Source organism: Pantoea sp. AG1095, from assembly GCF_003208415.1.
GTDB classification, from domain to species: Bacteria; Pseudomonadota; Gammaproteobacteria; order Enterobacterales; family Enterobacteriaceae; genus Pantoea; species Pantoea leporis.
The window spans coordinates 1,160,262-1,182,192 of record NZ_QKMJ01000001.1; the positions used below are offsets into that span (position 1 = coordinate 1,160,262).

Genomic DNA, 21,931 nt, shown 5'->3' on the forward strand with positions numbered 1-21,931 from the left:
ATCTTATCACAGCCTGGCACAATTAGTGATCCACTGGCTGACGGACAAATTCGATGGCGCGCGCAATATCGCGGGTGCGCGGCGTGGGCGGCAAACTGTTCAGGAACAGGCCGCCGTAGGGGCGAGAAACCAGGCGCTGATCGCAAATCACTAGTACGCCGCGATCTTCGGTATCACGAATTAAACGCCCCACGCCCTGTTTCAGGGTGATTACCGCATCAGGCAGTTGCACATCATTGAAGGGATCGCCGCCGCGCAGGCGACAATCTTCCATGCGGGCTTTGAGCAGCGGATCTTCCGGCGAGGTAAATGGCAGCTTGTCGATGATTACCAGCGACAGCGCATCGCCGCGTACGTCAACACCTTCCCAGAAGCTGCTGGTGGCGACCAACAGCGCGTTACCGGCTTCCAGGAACTGCTCTAGCAGCTGTCCTTTACTGGTTTCACCTTGCAGCAGTACCGGCAACGTCATGGAAGCACGGAATTCGATGGCTAACTCGCGCATCATCTTGTGCGAGGTGCAGAGGAAGAAGCAGCGGCCTTTGTTGGCATCAATCAGCGGCTTCATCATGCGCGCCAGCTGGCGCGCGCCGCCGGGATGATTGGGTTCCGGCATGTTGCGCGGCACGCACAACAGCGCTTGCTGGGTGTAATCGAACGGGCTATCGAGGATCATCGTAGTAGCGTTATCCACGCCAAGGCGGCTGGAGAAATGGCTCATCTGCTCATTCACCGCCAGCGTGGCTGACGTGAAAATCCACGCGGCTTTGCGGTTATCCATCACTTCCCTGAAGCGTTCCGCCACCGACAGCGGCGTCAGCGCCAGCGTGAAATGGCGGCTATTGCACTCATACCAATAGCTGAAGCCGGGCTCGTCAATGGCGCGCAGCCGTTTCAGGCGCGTGCGATACAACGCCGCGCGCTCAAAGGCGGCGTCCAGCAGCGCGGAGCGCCCCAGCGACAGTTTGATTACGTCGTAACAGAGTTCGAGCGCATCATCCAGCAAGGTAAACATGCGCATGATGTTGTTATCGCTCAGCAGATCGCGCAGGTTGCCGCGAAAACCCGGTTCGCCGAGCGTCAAACGAAAATCCTGCGCGCACTGCGCCAGACGATCGGCAGATTTCTGCAGCTGCTGCACATCCCGCACTTCGGTGCGATAGGCGATGATGATGTCTTTGGCGAGGTCCTGCAGTTGACGGCTCGACAGCTGCTGACCGAAATACTGGCTGGCGATATCGGGGAGCTGATGCGCTTCATCGAAGATCATCACATCGGCCTCCGGAATCAGTTCGCCAAAGCCGCCCTCTTTCACCACCAGATCGGCAAGAAACAGATGATGGTTCACCACCACCACATCGGCGTCCATGGCTTTTTTGCGCGCTTTGACCACGAAGCAATCTTTATACAGCGGGCAATCGCTGCCGAGGCAGTTATCGTTGGTGCTGGTGACAAACGGCCAGATCGGGCTGTCTTCGGCCACGCCGTTGCAGTTGCTGACGTCGCCATCGGTGGTTTCTGACGACCAGCCGCGCACGCTGATCAAATCGCCCAGCGCCTGAACGCTGAGATCGCCGCCGGTTTGATTCTGCTGCTCAAGACGTTCGAGGCATAAATAGTTGGAGCGCCCTTTCAGCAGCGCAGTTTTGCCGCTGAACTTCAGGGCACGCGCGATGGTAGGCAGATCGCGATTATAGAGCTGATCCTGCAACGCTTTGGATCCGGTGGAAACAATGACTTTTTTCTTTGCCCGCAATGCCGGCGCCAGATAGGCATAGGTTTTACCGGTTCCGGTGCCCGCTTCTACTACCAGCTCGCCGCCTGTTTTCACCGCCTCGGTTACCGCTTTGGCCATTTGGCGCTGTGCTTCACGCGGTTTAAAGCCCGGAATTGCCTGCGCCAGTGCGCCATCAGCTGCAAAATCGTCTGCCACACTTCCTCACATCAAAAATTAAAACCACTGTAATTATGTCAGGATTCCCGGCGAGCAACCACAACAGATGACATGCGCCCCTGGGATGTGGCAGGCTAGCGCAGCAAAATTAAAGGAGAACAGCATGACCATTACGCGTATTGATCCAGAGCACCGTATGTCCGAAGCCGTGGTGCATAACCAAACCGTCTATTACACCAGCGTACCGGAAAACCTGGATGAAGATGCGGAAGCGCAAACCGCCAATGCGTTGGCGGTGATTGACGCCATTCTGACGCGCGTGGGATCGGATAAGAGCAAGATCCTCGACGCCACCATTTTTCTGGTGGAGAAAAGCGATTTTCCGGCGATGAATCGCGCCTGGGATGCGTGGGTTTCGCCAGGCAATGCGCCGGTGCGTTGCACCGTGCAGGCCGGTTTGATGAACCCAAAGTATAAAGTCGAAATTAAAATCATCGCCGCGCTGTAAAATCCGTTCGGGCGTTATTCGTTGTCGTCTTCTTCATCCTCGTCGTCTTCGAACATCGCCCGAATGGCTTCACCTTTATAGGTTTGACGAATCTCCTGCGCCACCTGCGCAATCGCCTGTCCGCTCGACATACCGCCCGCCATTAATTCCTGGATGCGTTCAACCGCTTGCTGCTGTTGCTCATGGGATAACGCTGGAAGACCTGTAAACATAATTCACTCCTGGTGCATGGGGGACGCATTATTACCACGTGGAACAAACGGGTGCCAGCAACAAAAAAATATGTCAGGCTAGCGACCTGCTTGCTGAAGTGATTTGTCCCATGATGGTAAAAAGCCTCGTTCTGAAGTATACGCCCGAAACGCTGTTACACCTTTTTGCTCCGCTAGCCCACCAACGCTGGGCGATGTTGCTGACCTCCGGGCAAGCCGATCACGCGGATAACCGCTTTGATATTCTTACCGCCGATCCGCGCGCGACGCTGACTACACGCGGTGCCAGCACTGAAATTATCTGCGGTGATGACGTCATTCACTCTGCCGCCGATCCGCTGCTGCTGGTGCAACAGCAATGTGCCGCGCTGGGCTTCACGCCGGCTTTTGATGCCGGATTACCGTTTCAGGGCGGCGCCCTCGGCCTGTTCGGTTACGATTTAGGACGACGCTTTGAAAACCTGCCGCAGCGCGCGCTGCAGGATCTCACCACGCCGGATATGGCGGTAGGCATTTATGACTGGGCGCTGATCGCCGATCACCATCTGCAAAAACTGACGCTGGTTTCGCTCACCGATGCCGAGCAGCGCTGGCACTGGCTGCAAGCACAAACCGCGTCGCCCGCCGAGCCTTTCGCCTTGACCAGCGAGTGGCAATCTAACCTCAGTTATGACCAGTATGCGCAGCGGTTCCACGCGGTGCAGGCCTATATTCAAGCCGGTGATTGTTATCAGGTGAATCTGGCACAGCGTTTTCAGGCGGGCTATCGCGGTGATGAGTGGCAGGCCTTTTTGCGTCTGACGCAGGCAAATCGCGCGCCGTTCAGCGCCTTCCTGCGTTTGCCGGACAGCGTGCTGCTGAGTTTATCGCCAGAGCGCTTCCTCGCTTTACAGCAGCAGGAGATTGAAACGCGTCCGATTAAAGGCACTTTGCCGCGTCTTGCTGATGCCGAGGCCGACCGTTTGCAGGCAGAGAAGCTCGCCAACTCGGAGAAAGATCGCGCTGAGAACCTGATGATTGTCGATCTGCTGCGCAATGATATTGGCCGCGTGGCCGTGCCCGGCAGCGTCAGCGTACCGGAACTGTTCGTGGTTGAACCTTTCCCGGCGGTGCATCATCTGGTCAGCACCGTGCGTGCACGTTTGCCTGAGACGCTGAGCGCAACCGATCTGCTGCGTGCTTGCTTCCCCGGTGGTTCCATCACCGGCGCACCGAAGATCCGCGCGATGGAGATCATCGAAGAGTTAGAGCCGCATCGCCGAAATGCGTGGTGTGGCAGCATCGGCTACATCAGCCTGTGTGGCCGTATGGATACCAGCATCACCATTCGCACGCTGATTGCGGAAAACCATCAGCTTTACTGCGCCGCCGGTGGTGGATTGGTGGCGGATAGCGACCTTGATGCCGAATATCAGGAAACCTTCCATAAGGTGAACCGTATTTTGCCCAGCCTGCGTGATGGGACCTGAAATGAATTTAACCCTTGAGCAGTTCCTCAGCCGCTTTGTCCTGCAACCGCCGCTGCATGCGCCGAAAAGTGCCATCAGTGGACGCCGTGCGGCGGTACTGGTGCCGGTGATCGACGGCGCAGAACCTGGCTTGCTGCTCACGCGTCGCTCATCACACCTGCGTAAACACGCCGGGCAAGTCGCCTTTCCCGGCGGCATGCAGGATGCCACTGACACCTCGCTGATCCACACCGCACTGCGTGAAGCGCAGGAAGAAGTGGGAATCCAGCCGGAACAGGTGCAGATCATCGGCGTTCTGCCGCCGGTGACCAGCAGCACCGGTTTCGCTGTGACGCCGGTAGTGGGCATTATTCCGGCTGATTTTGCTTTGCAGCTCAATCCGGACGAAGTGGAAAGCGCCTTTGCCATGCCGCTGTCGGAAGCATTGCGTTTGAGCCGCTACAGCGATCTCACCTTGCGCCGTGGTCATCGCCAACATCAGGTTTGGTTATCCTGGTACGAGGATTATTTTATCTGGGGCATGACCGCAGGGATTATTCGTGCGCTCGGTCAACAAATCGCCCTACCGTAAATCACCTTATGCTTGCCAGTTAAAATATCTTTTTGCTTTAGATCTGATGCGAGCTCTGGCAAAGGTGCCCTTTTCAGCAGCACACACTGAAGCTTCGGAGCAAGCCGGGGCCACTTTTAGGCCGGCAATCCGCAGCGCTGAACGAAGCGAGGAAGCCAGGAGAGCCCGCAGGACGCGGGCGAAGTGAAGGTATCGCGCTAGCGGCGCGAGGACCGCCGGCCCAAAAGTGGCCCTGGTCTGCGCACTCTTCGTTAGCCTTTCGCCGGGAAAACCGATCCGCTTCACAACTGTACAAACGGATAACTATTTCTGGGGTTTATAATTAGTTTATTTCATGCGAAAAGCTGCTCGTTATACGGCATGGGCGATTACTATTAGCCGCATAAACGGCTTATGCCGTGCAGAATAAGATTTGTGAGGAGTGTCACCGGTGATTAGTGTTTTTGACATGTTTAAAGTGGGCATCGGCCCATCCAGTTCACATACCGTCGGCCCGATGAAAGCGGGCAAGCAGTTTGTTGATCTGCTGGCCGAACAAGGCAAATTGCAGGACGTGACGCGCGTGGCGGTTGACGTCTATGGTTCGTTGTCGCTCACGGGCAAAGGTCACCACACTGATATCGCGATTATCATGGGCCTGGCGGGCTTCGAACCGGCCACCGTCGATATTGATGGCATTCCCGCGTTCATCAAAGATGTGGAGCAGCGCGAACGCCTGCTGTTAGCCAACGGCGCGCGCGAAGTGGATTTCCCGCGTGAAGGTGGCATGGTGTTCCGCAGTGAAAACCTGTCGCTGCATGAAAACGGCATGACGGTGTTTGCCTTCGCGGGCGATCTGCTGATTCTGAGTAAAACCTACTACTCCATCGGCGGCGGTTTCATCGTCGATGAAGAGCATTTCGGCCAACCGGTGTTGAACGAAGTTTCCGTGCCGTGGCCTTTCCACTCTGCTAAAGAGCTGCTCAGCCACTGTCGGGAGAGTGGGCTGTCGCTGTCCGGTTTGGTAATGAAAAACGAACTGGCGCTGCATACTCGCGACGAGATTTACGCCTATTTTGGCAACGTGTGGCAAACCATGCAGGCCTGTATCGATCGTGGTCTGAATACCGAAGGCGTGCTGCCGGGTCCGTTGCGCGTACCTCGTCGTGCGGCTTCACTGCGCCGTCTGCTGGTGTCATCCTCAAAGCACTCGAAAGATCCGATGGATGTGATCGACTGGGTGAATATGTTTGCGCTGGCAGTGAATGAAGAGAACGCGGCCGGCGGTCGTGTGGTGACGGCACCTACTAACGGTGCCTGCGGCATCGTGCCAGCGGTGCTGGCCTATTACGATCACTTTATCGAACCCGTTACGCCCGATATCTTCATCCGCTACTTCCTCTCATCTGGTGCGATTGGCGTGCTGTATAAAATGAACGCCTCAATCTCGGGTGCCGAAGTGGGATGTCAGGGCGAGGTAGGCGTGGCGTGTTCCATGGCAGCCGCCGGTCTGGCGGAACTGCTGGGCGGCAGCCCGGAACAGGTGTGCGTGGCGGCGGAAATCGGCATGGAACACAATCTGGGATTAACCTGCGATCCAGTCGCCGGCCAGGTTCAGGTGCCGTGCATTGAGCGTAACGCCATCGCTTCCGTAAAAGCCATTAACTCCGCGCGCATGGCGCTGCGCCGTACCAGCGAACCACGCGTGTCGCTGGATAAAGTGATTGAGACCATGTACGAAACCGGTAAGGACATGAACGCTAAATACCGTGAAACCTCTCGCGGCGGATTAGCGATAAAGGTCCAGTGCGATTAACGCTTCGCTGGTGATTTAAACAACAGTTGGCTATTTTTATTCATCTGTAGCTACCTCCAACTGAGTAAAACAGATACATTGATTTCGAGCGCGGCCCTTTGTGGCCGCGCTTTTTTTAGTGCCGTATTTTTTATTCAGCCGCGCTAAACCTGGCCGCCTCAATGCCGATAACCTACACGTTAATTTGGCTTCAATCTTTGTTTTGCAAGGTGGTTACTGATGCTCATTCCCCAGCAATTTGTGGGTCAATTTCGCCGTAAGCGACTGCTTATTGCGTTAGTGATCGCCTCGCTGGTTCTGGTCCTGACGCTAACTTTTCGTTATATCGAAGAGAAATCGCGCATTGAGCAGCAGTCGCTGAATTTCGCAACCCGCGCGATTGAACGCTTTGATCGTATGTTCTCGCCGCTGGATGTTTCCGCCAACAACACACTCGGTCTGGTTGGCGTACCTTGTGCGCAAGTGCGTTATCCGCTGATTGAGAAAATTGCCGCGCTGCAAACCGTGCGCACCGTGCTGCTGGTTAAGGACGACGCGCTCTACTGCTCCAGCATTTTCGGCCCGCAAAACCTCTCCTTCAGCCAAACCTATCCTGAATTAGCTATCAATAATCAGCGCATGATGTTGGCCACGGACAGTGATCTGTTGAAAGGATCGCCGGTGCTGCTGCTGTGGACGCCAAAATCGCTGGATAATCGCGAAGGTCTGCTGCAAGTCATTAATATTGAATTGATGACCAATTATCTGCTGGAGCCGCAGTTGCCGTGGGTTGAGCGCGCCATTTTCAACGTGGGTGGTCAGAGCCTTGAATACGGTAATCCGCTGATTGAACAAACTGAACCGTCTGAAGATGAAGTGGCGTACGATCAGGCATCACTGCGTTATCCGTTTAGCATCACCTTGTACGGCCCTTCTCCCGCCCGGCTGGCGCTTAACACGCTGCCTTCACAGCTGCCGCTGGCGCTCATGCTCAGCCTGCTGATGGGTTACATCGTCTGGCTGGCGACCGCCAACCGCATGAGCCTCAGTTGGCAAATCAGTTATGGCATCACCGCTAACGAATTTATGGTTTATTGCCAGCCGCTGATTAACGCCAAAAGCGGCGAGTGTGACGGCATGGAGCTGCTGCTGCGCTGGCATAACCAGCGTCAGGGCTGGATTGCGCCGGACGTGTTTATTCCGTTGGCCGAGCGGCAAAACCTGATCGCGCCGTTGACCCGCTTCGTGCTGGCGAAAGTGGTGGATGAGCTGCCCAATCTGCCGCAATGTCCGTCGTTCCACATTGCGATTAACGTTGCTGCCAGCCATTTTCGCGATCGCGCCATTGTGGAAGATCTGCAAAATATCTGGTGGCCGGCCAATCCCATGCCAAAACTGGTGGTTGAGCTGACGGAGCGTGATGCCCTGCCAATCATCGATCAATCGGTGGTGTCGCAACTGCATGAAATTGGTGTGCGTCTGGCGATTGATGATTTCGGTACCGGCCACAGTTCGCTGGCTTATCTGAAAGACCTCCAACCGGATGTGCTTAAAATCGACAAGATTTTCACCGCCGCCATTGGCACCGATGCGATTAACGCGACCGTTACCGATATGGTGATCTCGCTGGCGCAGCGCCTGAATATTTCACTGGTGGCGGAAGGTGTGGAAACTGCCGAGCAGGCACACTATCTACGTGAGCGCGGCGTCGACCATCTGCAAGGCTATTTCTACGCGCGCCCGATGCCGATTGAGGATTTCCCGCAATGGCTGGAGCAGCATCAGGCGCAGCTAAGCGCATAAAAAAACGGCCACACCTTTTGGCGTGGCCGTTATTGTTTACTTCAGTCCGATGACTTACCCGGTGTGTTCTTCGTGGTCGAATGGCTTATCTTTGGTGACGCGCACCAGATCGATACGATAATCGGTCGCCTCAATCACCTGGAAGTGCAGCGGCGGCAAATCAATCACTTCGCCGGGCAGCGGCAACTGGCCTTTCTGTGCAATCAACAAACCGGCTAGCGAGGCGTGATCTTCATCGGCTTTCACCAACTCGTGATGATCCAGCAGCTGTTGCAGCGAGTGTAAATCGGTCCCGCCCTTCACTAACCAACCGTCGCCATCGGCAATGATATCTGGCGTTTCGTCTTCATCCGGGAACTCACCGGCAATCGCTTCCAGCACGTCCAGCGGCGTGATTAATCCCTGCACCACACCAAATTCGTTGGTGACAATTACGAAGCTACCTTTTGCACGGCGCAGCACGCCCAGCAGATTGATTGGGTCCAGGGTTTCCGGAACCACAATCGCCGGCGTGTTAGCAGCAAAGGTCGCCACATCCATGCCGTGTTCCAGCGCCACCAGAAGCTCTTTGGCACGCACCACGCCGATGATTTCATCCAGCTCACCGCGACATACCGGGAACAAGCTGTGTGGCGTATCCAGCAGCTGAATACGAATTTCATCCAGTGGACGCGAAACATCCACCCACGAAATGTTACCGCGCGGCGTCATGATGCTACGGATTGAACGCTGCGATAACGTCAATACGCCGTTGATCATGTAGCGCTCTTCGTCCTTAAACGCTTCCTGCGGCATCGCTTCGGTCAATGAGGTTTCTTCAGTTGTCGTCGCTTGCTTACGCTGGCGTCCACCCATCAAACGCAGAATCGCTTCGGCGGTGCGTTCACGCATCGGGCGATGTTCCTGATGCTTAATAAAGTTACGGCGCGCAATCTGGTTAAATAGCTCGATGATGATCGAGAAGCCGATCGCAGCGTACAGGTAACCTTTGGGAATATGGAAACCAAAGCCTTCGGCCACCAGCGACAAACCAATCATCAGCAGGAAGCTCAGACACAGCACCACCACCGTTGGATGTTCATTCACAAAACGCGTCAGCGGTTTCGAGGCCAGCAGCATGACGCCCATGGCGATCACCACGGCGGTCATCATCACCGGCAGATGGTTTACCATACCAACCGCAGTAATCACCGCGTCGAGTGAGAACACCGCATCCAGCACCACAATCTGAATCACCACCGCCCAGAAGCTGGCGTAGCTCTTATTGCCCTGATGTTCGAGCCCGCGGTTCTCGAGCCGCTCATGCAGTTCCATGGTTCCCTTGAATAACAGGAACAAACCACCAAACAACAGAATTAAATCTCGTCCGGAAAAGCTGAAATCGCCTACGCTGAATAGGGGCCGCGTCAGCGTCACGATCCAGGAGATCAGCGACAGCAAGCCAAGACGCATCACCAGAGCGAGCGACAATCCGATTAGACGGGCTTTATCGCGCTGCTTCGGCGGCAATTTGTCCGCGAGGATGGCGATAAACACCAGGTTATCAATGCCGAGAACAATTTCCAGCACGATCAGCGTGAGCAAACCCGCCCAAATTGAGGGGTCGAAGAGAAATTCCATCAATGACTCCTTACCGGACGTAAAGGCGCACGAAGTTGAGTCTGCACCAGAGGGCGAGACGAGAGATCGTTACAGGCGGTGATAACGCTGAAGAGCGTGGAAGCGGGCGCGGAAAAGCGCTGAGAACATGTTGAGCGACGTCGGTGACGGTCCATAAAGGTGAGCTGAAGCCCGGTACTCCTGAATAAAAACAGAACGCTAATGTATCAGTTACATCAACGACGTCAAAAAAATTTATTACATTTACAAATATCTACGTTAACGCAGGAATATCGAATAAAAGTGCACATTAGCGCCGTTACGCGCGAAATAGCTGACAAACATCACATAATTTATTTTTTCGATCACTAAAATAAATCGCGACCTTATCGCTGTGCAGCGGATTGTTGCGTTTTATTTATTGATGCTTTTTCTCTATCACATCATTAACGATCCACCTGAAACACTAACGGTAATTTTCAATGATTCCCGGCAATGCCAGAGAATCTCTCACGCGAACGGAGGTAGCAAGTGACCATTGCTATTGTAATTGGTACACATGGCTGGGCGGCAGAACAGTTGCTTAAAACAGCAGAGATGCTGTTGGGTGAGCAGGAAAATGTCGGATGGATTGATTTCGTTCCCGGCGAAAATGCAGAAACGCTAATCGAAAAGTATCAGGCACGGCTGGCCGATCTCGACACGTCAAAGGGCGTGTTGTTCCTGGTCGATACCTGGGGTGGCAGTCCATTTAATGCGGCCAGCCGCATTGTGGTGGATAAGGATGACTATGATGTCATCGCTGGCGTCAACATCCCGATGCTGGTGGAAACCTTGATGGGACGTGATGACAACCCATCGCTGGAAGAACTGATTCACATCGCGGTAGAGGCCGGTCGTGAAGGCGTTAAAGCCCTCAAAACTGAAACGCCAGCGCAAGCCGCAGCTGCGCCTGCTCCGGTTGCAGCGAAAGCGCCTGCTCAGCCGCAAAAACCAATGGCTGCAGGCGATCACATGAAAATCGGCCTGGCGCGTATTGATGACCGCTTGATTCACGGCCAAGTGGCCACGCGCTGGACCAAAGAGACCAACGTTACCCGCATCATCGTGGTGTCTGATGAAGTGGCGAACGATCATGTGCGCAAAACGCTGCTGACGCAGGTGGCCCCGCCGGGCGTTACCGCGCACGTGGTGGATGTCGATAAGATGGTTCGCGTGTGGAACAACCCGAAATATGGCAATGACAAGGTGATGCTGCTGTTCACCAATCCCACCGATGTGGTGAGGATTGTCGAGCAAGGCGTGGACATTAAGTCGGTCAATATTGGCGGCATGGCGTTCCGTCAGGGCAAAACGCAGGTGAACAACGCGGTATCGGTGGATGAAAAAGATATCACGGCGTTTCGCAAACTTAATGAGCGCGGTATCGAACTGGAAGTACGTAAAGTGTCCAGCGATCAGCGACTGAAAATGATGGACCTGATCGCCAAGGTCAATCCGTAGTTCGCCCTTTGCCTGCATACGTGGGCGAATTTTAGAGACCTTGCAGAGGAGAAATGCAATGGAGATAACCACGCTACAAATCATTTTGATATTTATTGTGGCCTGTATTGCCGGGATGGGATCGATTCTTGATGAGTTCCAGTTCCACCGTCCGCTGGTGGCTTGTACCTTAATTGGTGCGGTCCTCGGTGATATGAAAACCGGTATCATCATCGGCGGTACGCTGGAGATGATTGCACTGGGCTGGATGAACATCGGTGCGGCCGTTGCACCGGATGCGGCGCTGGCTTCGATTATCTCAACCATTCTGGTTATTGCCGGTGGTCAAAGCGTGGGCGCCGGTATCGCGCTGGCGATTCCGCTGGCTGCGGCCGGTCAGGTTCTGACCATCATCGTGCGTACCATCACCGTGGCCTTCCAGCACGCCGCCGATAAGGCAGCCGAGAAGGGTAACCTGACGGCGATCAGCTGGATCCACGTATCCGCGCTGGTACTGCAGGCGATGCGTATTGCCATCCCAGCACTGATCGTGGCGATTTCTGTCGGTACTCACGTGGTTCAGGAACTGCTGAACTCAATTCCAGACGTGGTCACCAACGGCCTGAACATCGCCGGCGGCATGATCGTGGTGGTGGGTTACGCGATGGTCATCAACATGATGCGCGCGGGCTACCTGATGCCGTTCTTCTACCTTGGCTTCGTTACTGCAGCCTTCACCAACTTCAACCTGGTTGCGCTTGGCGTGATTGGCGTGGTGATGGCGGTGCTGTATATCCAGCTGGCACCGAAATATAACCGCGTTGCAGGTGCTGCAACCAGCGGTCCTGCAAACAATGACCTCGATAACGAACTCGACTAGGAACAGGTGAAATCATGGTTGATACAACTAACACTCCAAAGAAACTCACCCCCGGCGATGTCCGCGGTGTGTTCCTGCGCTCTAACCTGTTTCAGGGTTCGTGGAACTTTGAACGTATGCAGGCGCTGGGTTTTTGCTACTCAATGGTGCCGGTGATTCGTCGCCTCTATCCAGAAAATAACGACGAACGTAAACAGGCGATTAAACGTCACCTCGAGTTCTTCAACACCCATCCTTACGTAGCAGCGCCGGTGCTGGGCGTTACCATGGCGATGGAAGAGCAGCGCGCCAACGGTGCGCCGATTGATGATGCGGCGATTAACGGCATCAAAGTGGGTCTGATGGGGCCGCTGGCTGGTGTGGGCGACCCGATCTTCTGGGGTACCGTGCGTCCGGTGTTTGCTGCGCTGGGTGCCGGTATCGCGATGAGCGGTAGCCTGCTGGGTCCATTGCTGTTCTTCATCCTGTTTAACGCCGTGCGTCTGTTGACGCGTTATTACGGTGTGGCGTATGGCTACCGTAAAGGCGTGGATATCGTCAGCGATATGGGCGGCGGTTTCCTGCAGAAACTGACGGAGGGCGCGTCGATTCTCGGCCTCTTTGTCATGGGGGCCCTGGTTAACAAGTGGACACATGTGAATGTGCCGCTGGTGGTGTCGCGCATTACCGACCAGACCGGTAAAACCACGGTTACCACGGTGCAATCTATCCTCGATCAGCTGATGCCAGGCCTGATTCCACTGCTGCTAACCTTTGGCTGTATGTGGCTGCTGCGTCGTAAGGTGAATGCGTTGTGGATTATCGTCGGCTTCTTCGCCCTCGGTATCTTCGGTTACTGGATCGGCCTGCTCGGTCTGTAATCATCCCGCCGGGAGCCTTGCTCCCGGCTATTATTGAGCGGCATTATCTGAGCGCCCACGTTGAGATAATTTCGCTTGAGGAAGAACATCTTATGTCACTGACTGACGCCCTGATCGCCCTGCTGATTGCAGGCTTCATTCTGTTCGCCATCTATGATGAAGCGATCCTGCCGCGCCGCAATGGCCCGACAAAACTGCGCGTCGCACTGCGCCGTCGCCATAAAATCGATAGCGCCATTTTCGTGGTGCTGCTGCTGATTCTGCTGTGGAACAACATTGATAAACATGGCACACAACTCACCACCAATTTGCTGATGGTGCTGTGCTTTATGGCGATTTGGTTATTCTGGGTGCGCAGCCCGAAGCTATTGATGAAAGAAAATGGACTGTTTTTTGGCAGCGTGTGGATCGACTACGGTCGCATTCAGAGTATGAATCTGTCAGAGGATGGCATTCTGGTGATGCAGCTGGAGCAGCGCCGCCTGCTGATTGCTGTCAAACAGCTTGATGACCTGGAACGGATCTACAATACGCTGGTGGAAGCGCGTTAATCGCGCTGCCATAACGTCAGCATAAAGTCGGCATCACAGTTAAACTCGCTGGATGCCGCCAGGTTCTGCCACACTTCTTCGCGTGCACGCCAGGCAAATGGCGTCATCTGCAATAAGCTCACCGCCTCACTTCCGCTCAACGTCATGCTGTAATGCAGATTTTGTTGATCGACCTGCCTGAAGCCGGCATACACCTTCTCTTCCGCCGCGTGCAGCTGCACTTCGCGATAAATCAGCGCCTTGAATTGCTGTAAGTGATGCGGTCCCGGCGTCACCGTTAGCAGGTAGCCACCTGCTTTAATTACGCGGCTCAGCTCATCTTCATTGCAGGGCGCATAGATGCGCACCACGCCATCCAGAGAAGCATCGGCAAAAGGTAAACGCTGGCTGGACGCCACGCAGAATTTCACCGTACGATAACGTTTTGCTGCCATGCGAATCGCCGCTTTCGCTACATCCAGCCCAAAGAGTTGCGCCTGCGGTAACGCATCGGCCATCGCCGCAGTGTAATAGCCTTCTCCACATCCGATATCTAACAGCTGCGCACCTTGCTCACTCAGATGCTGCGCGAGGAACCTGGCGACACCCGCGCGCAATGGCTGATAGTGTCCGGCATCGAGGAAGGCGCGTCGTGCCTGCAGCATCTCGGCGCTATCGCCCGGTTCGCGCGAACCTTTGTGCTGCACCGGCAGTAAATTGACGTACCCTTCTTTCGCCTGATCAAACTGATGACCTGCATCACAGCGGAAACTATTCGCCTGCTGCAATAAAGGCAGATGACAAAGTGGGCAAATCAAAGACATAGACAACTCCGGGTTAGCAATTCGCGGCGCAGTTTACCCTGATCATCTGGCTACAGAAAGAATAAAAGAAAAAGCCCCGTTCAGTGAACGGGGCTTTAGGATTCGTTTCAGTGGTGCATGGCACCGAGCCTGAGGGCGAAATCAGATTGGGGTAACGTTGACCGCAGCAGGACCTTTCTGGCCATCCTGGATTTCGAACTCAACGCTTTGGCCTTCGGCCAGAGTTTTAAAACCATTGCCCTGGATTGCAGAGAAGTGTACGAACACATCTTTGCTACCATCAGCAGGAGTAATAAAACCAAAACCTTTAGACTCGTTGAACCACTTAACCTGACCTTTAATCTTTGCCATTTCGCAAATTTCCTTTCAATGATTATATTGCCCGCAGGCAGACTTACAGATAAACCAGAGACATTACTGAATGAGGCACTAATTTAAGGTTCGGCAAGGAAGCGGTATTCAACGTCAACGTCTTTACTCGTAACTTCTTTACTGAAGATGCCATACATAAACAGAACTGTACCTCGTTTGACCTACGATTTGTTATCACATATCCGTAAATTAATGGCAAGCCATTTTTAAACGGTGATCGACGTGACGCACATAATTAGTTAATAGGCGCGGCACTTCATCAATCAACATATTGACACCCAGCGCGGAAGGTGCGCAAAAAAAGGTTATCAGTCAGTATAGTTAGCGCTTGATTGCCGCTTAGTCAAGCGCAGCGGTAATGTCTATATTGGTACAATTTTAGGGGTTAACGGTACGACAAAAATATTGCACTAATATGGCATCAATAAAATATTCCACTGAAAACTTCGCTCGCGACACAACAACTGCGCGCCGTTCAAATCTTGTACAAATAGTTTTCTCAGGTATAAGTTATTAATTGCTTTGCACCAAAATCAGGAGAAACCAATAATATGCGCCCCATATAAACGCATTAACCTTAGATGGCATTTATCTCAATTTTAACTATCTACCCAACAATTAAATGTTAAAAAGAACATTGAAGAGCTTGATTTAACAAAAACTCCTTAGGATAAATCTTAGTTGAAATTCTTTCTGGCAGATATGGTTGCTATTCACACCTGGCTTAAAAGGGAAATTATTAGAAGCCATTATCCCGCCACGCACCATTTCAGTGCGCAGCGGTTGCCATAACGACGATTATTTTCCCCCTTTTAACGGCTTAACGTTCCGGGATCATCCGAATAAAATCGCGTTTTTCATCCGCGTCTTCATCCGCTGGTGGTTTTGCTGTGGATGGCTGTGCGTCAACCAGACGGCGCAGGAGCGCATTCTGTTTCTTTTGCTCTTCGATAACGGCTTCCAGCAAACGAATCTGCTCACTGGCGCGCACGCTAGCCCGGTTGACAAAGAACCATACAATAAAGGCCACAAGAATGATGATGGCCAGAACGCCATAGTTAAACAGCGGGCTGGTGTTTGCGGCTAATTCGTTCATAACTGCCTCTATAGTCAAAAATCAAACATCTACTCCGCCGCTGATTCTACTCGCTGCCGACGCAAAAGATAATGGGTAGCGACGGAAAGCAGATTATCCCGCCTGCCCTCTCTTTCAGTTATCTCTGATCGATTAGATGGCTAAAGCGCGGCATGCTGCTACAGTAGATTCGCAGCAACGTTGGATGCGCTGCGTTGTGTATCACAAGGAGATAAGATGAAACTACTTATTCGGACGATTATGCTGGTGGCATTAATTTGGTTAGCGATGCTGCTGACCGGCTATGGCGTACTCACCGGCAGCAATAAGAATGCGGCGGGACTTGGGCTGCAATGCAGCTATCTGACCGCACGCGGTATGATTACGGCACAGTATCTGCACACAGACAGCGGTATCGTTGGCGTAACGGATTGTCCACTGCTGAAGAAAAGTGGCGAAGTGGTCGACAATTAAGCGTTGAAACGGGCTGGCAACAGCCCGTTTTTCATTTCAGAAAGGATAGTTGTGGTAGCCCATTTGTTCAGACAGATTGCGCGCCGCACGATGCAGCATCGCCACATATTCATTTTTGGCTTCTTCGGAAAAACGAATGGTGGGGAACGAGATGCTTAGCCCCGCAATCACCACGCCAAAACGGTCAAATACCGGCACCGCGATGCAACGTAAGCCCTCTTCCTGCTCTTCATTATCTTCGCCAAATCCCTGTACTTTTACCTGATCCAACACCGCTAGCAACGCTTCTGCAGTGACAATGGTTTTCGCGGTACTGCGGCGGAATTCCACTTCGCTGAGGATCTCCTGCACTTCAGCGCGATCGCGCCATGCCAGCAGCACTTTACCAATCGCGGTGGTGTGCAATGGATTGCGGCGGCCGATGCGCGAATACATACGCAGGTTATAAAGAGAATCGATTTTATGGATGTAGACGATGCTGTCTTCTTCCAGCGCGCCGAGGTGAATGGTTTCTTTAGTCAGACGCGACAGCTCACGCATCTCAATATCGGCGCTACGAATCAGATCGACGTTCTGCAACGCTTTGGCGCCGAGTTCGAACAGCTTGAGCGTCAGCGAGTATTTCTCACTTTCTCCTTCCTGCGCCACATAGCCAAGCGATTTCATGGTCTGTAAAAAGCGATAAACGGTACTTTTTGACATCATCACGCGTTGGGACAATTCGGTGATGCCGTGATCGCGCTCTTCGCCCAGCGCCTGCAGAATGCCAAACACTTTCATCACTGATGAAACCGAGTCTGGCTGTTTATCATTATCACTGCTCGCCATGGCGCGTATCCTTTTTGACAGTGTTTCAAAAAAAACGGAACAGAAGCGCCAGTATATGCGTTTCAGCCTCATGGCGGCAACGACTGACGCTAAGTGACACATCCACACGTAATTTTATGTCAATGAATGCGGTGCTTTTCGGCAGCGAATTGATTAGCATGATGATATTCACTCTCTTTACTTACTTTACTTATGCCTTCTACTGTTGCCCAGGATGGATTACCGCTTCCACAGCGCTATGGCGCGATCATCACCATTTCACTCGGTATTATGATGGCGGTGCTGGATGGAGCTATCGCCAACGTGGCCTTGCCAACCATTGCGCGTGAATTGAATGCCAGCCCAGCCGAATCGATCTGGATTGTTAACGCCTACCAAATCGCCATCGTTATTTCGCTGCTGTCGCTGTCGTTTCTCGGCGATATGCTCGGCTACCGCCGCGTCTATCAGGTTGGACTCGCGCTGTTTATCGCTACCTCACTGTTTTGCGCCCTCTCCTCGACGTTGAATACGCTGACCGTGGCGCGGGTGCTGCAAGGCTTTGGTGGTGCCGCGTTGATGAGCGTTAACACGGCGCTGATCCGCATCATCTATCCGCAGCGCTTCCTCGGACGCGGTATGGCGATCAATTCGCTGATTGTTGCGGTCTCCAGCGCGGCCGGTCCAACCGTAGCGGCGGCGATCCTGTCTGTTGCCAGCTGGAAATGGCTGTTTCTGATCAACATTCCACTCGGCATCGTTGCGCTGTGGTTGGCATTGCGTTTCCTGCCGGATAACACCCAGAAAGCCAAACAACAGAAATTCGACGTGCCAAGCGCCGTAATGAATGCGCTGTTCTTTGGCCTGCTCATATCTGCACTGAGCGGTTTCTCGCAGGGACAAAACGGCTGGCTGATTGTGGCCGAATTGGTGGCATTGGTGTTGGTGGGCATTGTTTTCGTTCGTCGCCAGTTAGCGATGCCGGTGCCATTGCTGCCGGTGGACTTGCTGCGCATTCCGGTCTTTTCGCTGTCGATCGGCACCTCAATTTGCTCATTCTGCGCGCAGATGCTGGCGATGGTGGCGTTGCCGTTCTTCCTGCAAAACGTGCTGGGCCGGGATGAAGTGGCAACCGGCTTGCTGCTCACGCCGTGGCCGCTGGCAACCATGGTGATGGCACCCATTGCAGGTCGCCTGATCGAGAAGTTCCATGCCGGATTATTAGGCGGATTGGGATTAGCGATGTTCGCTGCCGGGCTATTCCTGCTGGCGCTTTTACCGACGCAGCCAACTGACGTGGATATCATCTGGCGCATGATGCTGTGCGGTGCCGGTTTCGGCCTGTTCCAGTCGCCTAACAATCACACCATCATCACCGCAGCACCGCGTAACCGCAGCGGTGGTGCCAGCGGAATGCTGGGTACCGCGCGTCTGGTGGGACAAAGCAGCGGCGCGGCGCTAGTGGCGCTAATGTTTAATCTGTTCAACGACAGCGGAACACACGCCTCACTGCTGTTAGCGGGCAGCTTTGCCAGCGTCGCTGCCTTGGTGAGCCTGGCGCGCATGACGCAGTCGCGGCAGGCTGCTGAGTCATAGAAACAGCAAGGGCGCCATCTGGCGCCCTTTTTTCTGTCTATTACCGACTACTTCAGGTATTCGCCGCTACGCAGCGCTTCGATACGTTTATCGAGCGGCGGATGCGACATGAACAGCTCGCTCAACGATTTGTTTTTACCGTTGATGCAAAACGCCATCATGCTGCTTGGCTCCTGCGGCTCGTAACTGGTTTTCAGACGCTGCAGTGCGGCAATCATCTTCTCGCGTCCAACCAGTTTGGCAGAACCCGCATCGGCGTGGAATTCACGGTGACGTGAGAACCACATGGTGATGATGCTGGCGAGGAAGCCAAACAGCAGTTCCAGCACCATCGAGACCGCGAAATACACCATCGGATTTCCGTTGCTGCTCTCTTCACCGTCGCGGTTACCCGACAGGAAGCCGGAAGCGATCTGCGCCAAAATGCGCGAGATGAAGATGACAAAGGTGTTCACCACACCCTGAATCAGCGTCATGGTGATCATGTCACCATTGGCGATATGGGCGATTTCGTGCGCCAGCACCGCTTCAGCTTCATCACGGCTCATGTTTTGCAACAGGCCGGTGGAAACAGCGACCAGCGACGCGTCACGGCGTGCGCCTGTCGCAAAGGCGTTAATGTCGGGCGCGTGATAAATCGCCACCTGCGGCATCGCAATGCCAGCCTGTTGTGCCTGGCGGCCGACGGTATCCATCAGCCAGCGTTCCGTCTCATTACGCGGTTGTTCAATGACTTCACCGCCAACGGAACGTAGCGCCATCCATTTAGACATCAGCAGTGAAACAAACGCACCGCCGAAGCCAAACAGACCTGCCATAATCATCAGACCCATAACACTGCTTGACTGGATTCCTGTCAGACTCAAAATCAGTCCGAATACCAACATCACCGCCAGGTTGGTGAGCAGGAAAAGAGCAATACGCATCATAAACGTTAATCTTCCTCAGTTGTGCACGCGCATATGCGCGGATATCTATCCTATGGTCATCGCCGCGCATTTCAAGCAACCTTAATCTTTAAGTGCCTAAAAAGACATAACTTTACATTAGGCAGTGAAGTGCGAAGTTCGCTGCATCAGTAACGCTTAACAACGATTTTAGCGTAAAAAAAAGCACCGCCGAAGCGGTGCTATTTCACAAGCCAGACGGTTACTTCGCGCTTGCGGCAGCAGGCTGAGATTTCTCCAGCTGCGCCATATCGTTAGCGATTTTCACCGTTTCATCCAGATACGGATCCGGCTCTTTATAGTCTTTCGGCAGATCTTCGATGCTCTTCAGCGGCGCTTTACCTTCCGCCTGATAGCGCGCGTTAATGCGCTCCAGACGCAGTGCATCATCTTCGCGGTTCTCTTTCTCACGCTGGGCAAGATTGAGCGACACGATATTACGCTTGTCTTTCATCGCATCGAAACGCGCAATATCTTTCATGATGTACTGGAACTCGCGATCTTTAGCGATGCGATCGGCGTGCTCTTTGGTCAGCTGCGGTACCAGCGGCGCGATATCGCCGGTTTTGGTGTAGCTTGCCGCATTCACACTGTCCCAAGGCAGCGCGTTGTCCTCGAACTTCTCGCCGGTTTCTGCCGCTTCAACGCCGGTTGGCATCAGCAGATCTGGCGTTACGCCTTTACGCTGCGTGCTGCCACCGTTAATGCGGTAGAACTTCTGAATGGTGTACTGTACAGAACCCAGCGCTGGCCACTCTGGACGCAGCATCTGATCGTAGATACGGTTCAGCGAACGATACTGTTGCACGGTGCCTTTACCGAAGGTCGGCTCACCGACAATCAGCGCACGGCCGTAATCCTGCATCGCCGCAGCGAAGATCTCAGAAGCCGAAGCACTGAAGCGATCGACCAGCACCACCAGCGGACCTTTGTAATAGACGATGCCGTCGTTATCGCTGTCTTCACGCACGCGGCCATTGTTATCACGCACCTGCACCACCGGACCGCTTGGAATAAACAGGCCCGAAAGTGAAACGGCTTCGGTCAAAGCGCCACCGCCGTTGGTACGCAGATCGATCACTACGCTGTCGACGTTTTGCTTCTGCAGTTTCTGCAGCTGCACCTTCACATCGTCAGTCAGGCCAACGTAGAAGCCAGGAATGTCGAGCACGCCAACTTTCTGTTTGCCGACGTTATGCACGGTGCCTTTTACCGCGCGATCTTCCAGACGGATTTTTTCACGCGTCAGCGTCACGGTGCGGGTTTTGGTGCCCTTGCCAGCAGGCAGGATTTCCAGGCGTACTTTGCTGCCTTTCGGTCCTTTGATTTTTGAAACCACATCATCCAGACGCCAGCCAATCACATCTTCCATCGGTTTGCCCGGCTGAGCGACACCGACAATGCGGTCGCCCACGCTGATCGCTTTACTCTTCGCCGCCGGACCGCCTGCGACCATCGAGTTGATCACCGTGTAATCGTCATCCATCTGCAGCACTGCGCCGATACCTTCCAGCGACAGGCTCATTTCAGTGTTGAATTGCTCGGTGTTGCGCGGCGAAAGATAGTTAGTGTGCGGGTCGATTTCATGCGCGAACGCAGTCATCGCCAGCTGGAACACATCTTCACTGTTGCTTTGCGCCAGACGACGGATGGCAAAGTTGTAACGCTTGGTCAGCGTTTCGCGGATCTCTTTCTCATCTTTACCGGCCAGTTTCAGGCTCAGTTCGTCATATTTAACTTTGGCATCCCACAGCGCGTTGAGCTCATCGACGCTCTTTGGCCATGGCGATTTTGCCCGGTCAATGTCAATGGTGTCATTGCCGGTGAAATTCATTGGGCGATTCAGCACGCTCAGCGCATATTGATAGCGCTCAAAGCGGCGTTTCTGCGCCAGATTGTAGAGATCGTAAAACACATCCAGCTTACCGCTGCGGAACTCATCACCCACGGTAGTTTTCTTATCGGCGAACTGCGCGATATCCGATGCCAGCAACACGTTATGGCTGTAGTCGAGCAGATTCAGGTAGCGATCAAAAATTTTCGCGGAGAAGTCCTGATTCAAATCGAACTGACGATAGTGAGAGCGGGTGAAACGCGAGGTAACGCGTTCGCTGACGGTGGGATGCTGTGGCTCTTCGTGTAGCTGGGGAATCTGGTCGGCGCGGGTAATATTATCTGCACCAAAGGTGGGGCCTGCTAAAAGCAGGCCCGCGATCATACCGATCTTTAAAATGTTGTTCATGCCAGGGTCAGC

Annotated in this window: 21 protein-coding genes; 11 read left to right on the forward strand and 10 right to left on the reverse strand. The window is 53.9% G+C overall.

The annotated features are described in order from the left end of the window. Nucleotides 1-22 precede the first annotated feature (22 nt). A complete protein-coding gene (locus DEU53_RS05510) occupies nucleotides 23-1,933 on the reverse strand; it encodes an ATP-dependent DNA helicase (protein ID WP_110866284.1) in 1,911 nt (636 codons plus the stop codon). Between the two features lie 124 nt (nucleotides 1,934-2,057). Here DEU53_RS05510 and DEU53_RS05515 point away from each other — a divergent pair, with 124 nt between their 5' ends. Beyond that, nucleotides 2,058-2,402 carry a RidA family protein gene (locus DEU53_RS05515; RefSeq protein ID WP_061718729.1) on the forward strand — a complete coding sequence of 115 codons (345 nt, stop codon included), beginning with the start codon at nucleotides 2,058-2,060 and terminating at the stop codon, nucleotides 2,400-2,402. 14 nt (nucleotides 2,403-2,416) lie between these two features. On the opposite strand, the gene DEU53_RS05520 is transcribed toward DEU53_RS05515, so the two are convergent. Further along, nucleotides 2,417-2,614, reverse strand: coding sequence for a YoaH family protein (locus DEU53_RS05520; protein ID WP_008110398.1), 198 nt, complete (start codon nucleotides 2,612-2,614; stop codon nucleotides 2,417-2,419). A gap of 110 nt (nucleotides 2,615-2,724) precedes the next feature. On the opposite strand from DEU53_RS05520, the gene pabB reads away from it, so the two are divergent. From pabB to DEU53_RS05545, 4 genes are all read left to right on the forward strand, one after another. Further along, nucleotides 2,725-4,083, forward strand: a complete 1,359-nt coding sequence (gene pabB / locus DEU53_RS05525; RefSeq protein WP_110866285.1) for an aminodeoxychorismate synthase component 1 — start codon at nucleotides 2,725-2,727, stop codon at nucleotides 4,081-4,083. A 1-nt stretch (nucleotide 4,084) separates the two neighbouring features. Then, entirely contained in the window at nucleotides 4,085-4,654 is a 570-nt protein-coding gene (locus DEU53_RS05530) for a CoA pyrophosphatase (protein WP_101764192.1), read from the forward strand. Between the two features lie 430 nt (nucleotides 4,655-5,084). Next, nucleotides 5,085-6,449 carry an L-serine ammonia-lyase gene (locus DEU53_RS05540; RefSeq protein WP_101764191.1) on the forward strand — a complete coding sequence of 455 codons (1,365 nt, stop codon included), beginning with the start codon at nucleotides 5,085-5,087 and terminating at the stop codon, nucleotides 6,447-6,449. Between the two features lie 219 nt (nucleotides 6,450-6,668). Next, nucleotides 6,669-8,231 carry an EAL domain-containing protein gene (locus DEU53_RS05545; RefSeq protein ID WP_110866287.1) on the forward strand — a complete coding sequence of 521 codons (1,563 nt, stop codon included), beginning with the start codon at nucleotides 6,669-6,671 and terminating at the stop codon, nucleotides 8,229-8,231. Between the two features lie 54 nt (nucleotides 8,232-8,285). On the opposite strand, the gene DEU53_RS05550 is transcribed toward DEU53_RS05545, so the two are convergent. Further along, nucleotides 8,286-9,851, reverse strand: a complete 1,566-nt coding sequence (locus tag DEU53_RS05550; protein WP_110866288.1) for a TerC family protein — start codon at nucleotides 9,849-9,851, stop codon at nucleotides 8,286-8,288. Between the two features lie 510 nt (nucleotides 9,852-10,361). Between DEU53_RS05550 and manX the strand changes: the two genes are divergently transcribed. From manX to DEU53_RS05570, 4 genes are all read left to right on the forward strand, one after another. Next, nucleotides 10,362-11,333, forward strand: a complete 972-nt coding sequence (gene manX, locus DEU53_RS05555) for a PTS mannose transporter subunit IIAB (protein ID WP_110866289.1) — start codon at nucleotides 10,362-10,364, stop codon at nucleotides 11,331-11,333. A gap of 58 nt (nucleotides 11,334-11,391) precedes the next feature. Further along, complete coding sequence (locus tag DEU53_RS05560; RefSeq protein WP_064738889.1) at nucleotides 11,392-12,192, forward strand: PTS mannose/fructose/sorbose transporter subunit IIC; 801 nt, start codon at nucleotides 11,392-11,394, stop codon at nucleotides 12,190-12,192. A 14-nt stretch (nucleotides 12,193-12,206) separates the two neighbouring features. Further along, nucleotides 12,207-13,052 carry a PTS mannose transporter subunit IID gene (locus DEU53_RS05565; RefSeq protein ID WP_008110411.1) on the forward strand — a complete coding sequence of 282 codons (846 nt, stop codon included), beginning with the start codon at nucleotides 12,207-12,209 and terminating at the stop codon, nucleotides 13,050-13,052. Between the two features lie 92 nt (nucleotides 13,053-13,144). Next, nucleotides 13,145-13,603 carry a DUF986 family protein gene (locus tag DEU53_RS05570; RefSeq protein WP_110866290.1) on the forward strand — a complete coding sequence of 153 codons (459 nt, stop codon included), beginning with the start codon at nucleotides 13,145-13,147 and terminating at the stop codon, nucleotides 13,601-13,603. Here the strand turns inward: DEU53_RS05570 and rlmA are convergent. From rlmA to DEU53_RS05590, 4 genes are all read right to left on the reverse strand, one after another. Beyond that, on the reverse strand, nucleotides 13,600-14,406 hold the full coding sequence (gene rlmA, locus DEU53_RS05575; RefSeq protein WP_110866291.1) for a 23S rRNA (guanine(745)-N(1))-methyltransferase: 807 nt from the start codon (nucleotides 14,404-14,406) through the stop codon (nucleotides 13,600-13,602). The two genes, DEU53_RS05570 and rlmA, sit on opposite strands and share 4 nt — an antisense overlap. Nucleotides 14,407-14,547: 141 nt before the next feature. After that, nucleotides 14,548-14,757, reverse strand: coding sequence for a transcription antiterminator/RNA stability regulator CspE (gene cspE / locus DEU53_RS05580; RefSeq protein WP_008110414.1), 210 nt, complete (start codon nucleotides 14,755-14,757; stop codon nucleotides 14,548-14,550). A gap of 83 nt (nucleotides 14,758-14,840) precedes the next feature. Then, complete coding sequence (locus tag DEU53_RS05585; RefSeq protein WP_110866451.1) at nucleotides 14,841-14,915, reverse strand: DUF2627 domain-containing protein; 75 nt, start codon at nucleotides 14,913-14,915, stop codon at nucleotides 14,841-14,843. Between the two features lie 683 nt (nucleotides 14,916-15,598). Then, the gene (locus DEU53_RS05590) at nucleotides 15,599-15,874 is read right to left on the reverse strand and encodes a YebO family protein (RefSeq protein ID WP_008110415.1); all 276 of its coding nucleotides are present in this window, start codon (nucleotides 15,872-15,874) and stop codon (nucleotides 15,599-15,601) included. A gap of 216 nt (nucleotides 15,875-16,090) precedes the next feature. Here DEU53_RS05590 and DEU53_RS05595 point away from each other — a divergent pair, with 216 nt between their 5' ends. Continuing rightward, nucleotides 16,091-16,327 carry a YobH family protein gene (locus DEU53_RS05595; RefSeq protein WP_008110416.1) on the forward strand — a complete coding sequence of 79 codons (237 nt, stop codon included), beginning with the start codon at nucleotides 16,091-16,093 and terminating at the stop codon, nucleotides 16,325-16,327. A 36-nt stretch (nucleotides 16,328-16,363) separates the two neighbouring features. On the opposite strand, the gene kdgR is transcribed toward DEU53_RS05595, so the two are convergent. Beyond that, the gene (kdgR, locus tag DEU53_RS05600) at nucleotides 16,364-17,155 is read right to left on the reverse strand and encodes a DNA-binding transcriptional regulator KdgR (RefSeq protein ID WP_101764185.1); all 792 of its coding nucleotides are present in this window, start codon (nucleotides 17,153-17,155) and stop codon (nucleotides 16,364-16,366) included. A gap of 192 nt (nucleotides 17,156-17,347) precedes the next feature. On the opposite strand from kdgR, the gene DEU53_RS05605 reads away from it, so the two are divergent. Continuing rightward, on the forward strand, nucleotides 17,348-18,730 hold the full coding sequence (locus DEU53_RS05605; RefSeq protein WP_110866292.1) for an MFS transporter: 1,383 nt from the start codon (nucleotides 17,348-17,350) through the stop codon (nucleotides 18,728-18,730). 47 nt (nucleotides 18,731-18,777) lie between these two features. Here DEU53_RS05605 and htpX read toward each other — a convergent pair whose 3' ends face one another. Together htpX and prc are read right to left on the reverse strand one after the other, a co-directional pair. After that, on the reverse strand, nucleotides 18,778-19,659 hold the full coding sequence (gene htpX, locus DEU53_RS05610) for a protease HtpX (RefSeq protein WP_101764183.1): 882 nt from the start codon (nucleotides 19,657-19,659) through the stop codon (nucleotides 18,778-18,780). 220 nt (nucleotides 19,660-19,879) lie between these two features. Next, on the reverse strand, nucleotides 19,880-21,919 hold the full coding sequence (gene prc, locus DEU53_RS05615; protein ID WP_110866293.1) for a carboxy terminal-processing peptidase: 2,040 nt from the start codon (nucleotides 21,917-21,919) through the stop codon (nucleotides 19,880-19,882). Nucleotides 21,920-21,931: the final 12 nt, after the last annotated feature.

Excerpts from the sequence above, each read along its gene's own strand:
- DEU53_RS05515 (WP_061718729.1), top strand. The coding sequence starts at position 2,058 with ATGACCATTACGCGTATTGATCCAGAGCACCGTATGTCCGAAGCCGTG.
- DEU53_RS05520 (WP_008110398.1), bottom strand. The coding sequence starts at position 2,614 with ATGTTTACAGGTCTTCCAGCGTTATCCCATGAGCAACAGCAGCAAGCG.
- pabB (WP_110866285.1), top strand. The coding sequence starts at position 2,725 with ATGATGGTAAAAAGCCTCGTTCTGAAGTATACGCCCGAAACGCTGTTA.
- DEU53_RS05530 (WP_101764192.1), top strand. The coding sequence starts at position 4,085 with ATGAATTTAACCCTTGAGCAGTTCCTCAGCCGCTTTGTCCTGCAACCG.
- DEU53_RS05545 (WP_110866287.1), top strand. The coding sequence starts at position 6,669 with ATGCTCATTCCCCAGCAATTTGTGGGTCAATTTCGCCGTAAGCGACTG.
- DEU53_RS05550 (WP_110866288.1), bottom strand. The coding sequence starts at position 9,851 with ATGGAATTTCTCTTCGACCCCTCAATTTGGGCGGGTTTGCTCACGCTG.
- DEU53_RS05560 (WP_064738889.1), top strand. The coding sequence starts at position 11,392 with ATGGAGATAACCACGCTACAAATCATTTTGATATTTATTGTGGCCTGT.
- DEU53_RS05565 (WP_008110411.1), top strand. The coding sequence starts at position 12,207 with ATGGTTGATACAACTAACACTCCAAAGAAACTCACCCCCGGCGATGTC.
- DEU53_RS05570 (WP_110866290.1), top strand. The coding sequence starts at position 13,145 with ATGTCACTGACTGACGCCCTGATCGCCCTGCTGATTGCAGGCTTCATT.
- rlmA (WP_110866291.1), bottom strand. The coding sequence starts at position 14,406 with ATGTCTTTGATTTGCCCACTTTGTCATCTGCCTTTATTGCAGCAGGCG.
- cspE (WP_008110414.1), bottom strand. The coding sequence starts at position 14,757 with ATGGCAAAGATTAAAGGTCAGGTTAAGTGGTTCAACGAGTCTAAAGGT.
- DEU53_RS05590 (WP_008110415.1), bottom strand. The coding sequence starts at position 15,874 with ATGAACGAATTAGCCGCAAACACCAGCCCGCTGTTTAACTATGGCGTT.
- DEU53_RS05595 (WP_008110416.1), top strand. The coding sequence starts at position 16,091 with ATGAAACTACTTATTCGGACGATTATGCTGGTGGCATTAATTTGGTTA.
- kdgR (WP_101764185.1), bottom strand. The coding sequence starts at position 17,155 with ATGGCGAGCAGTGATAATGATAAACAGCCAGACTCGGTTTCATCAGTG.
- DEU53_RS05605 (WP_110866292.1), top strand. The coding sequence starts at position 17,348 with ATGCCTTCTACTGTTGCCCAGGATGGATTACCGCTTCCACAGCGCTAT.
- htpX (WP_101764183.1), bottom strand. The coding sequence starts at position 19,659 with ATGATGCGTATTGCTCTTTTCCTGCTCACCAACCTGGCGGTGATGTTG.
- prc (WP_110866293.1), bottom strand. The coding sequence starts at position 21,919 with ATGAACAACATTTTAAAGATCGGTATGATCGCGGGCCTGCTTTTAGCA.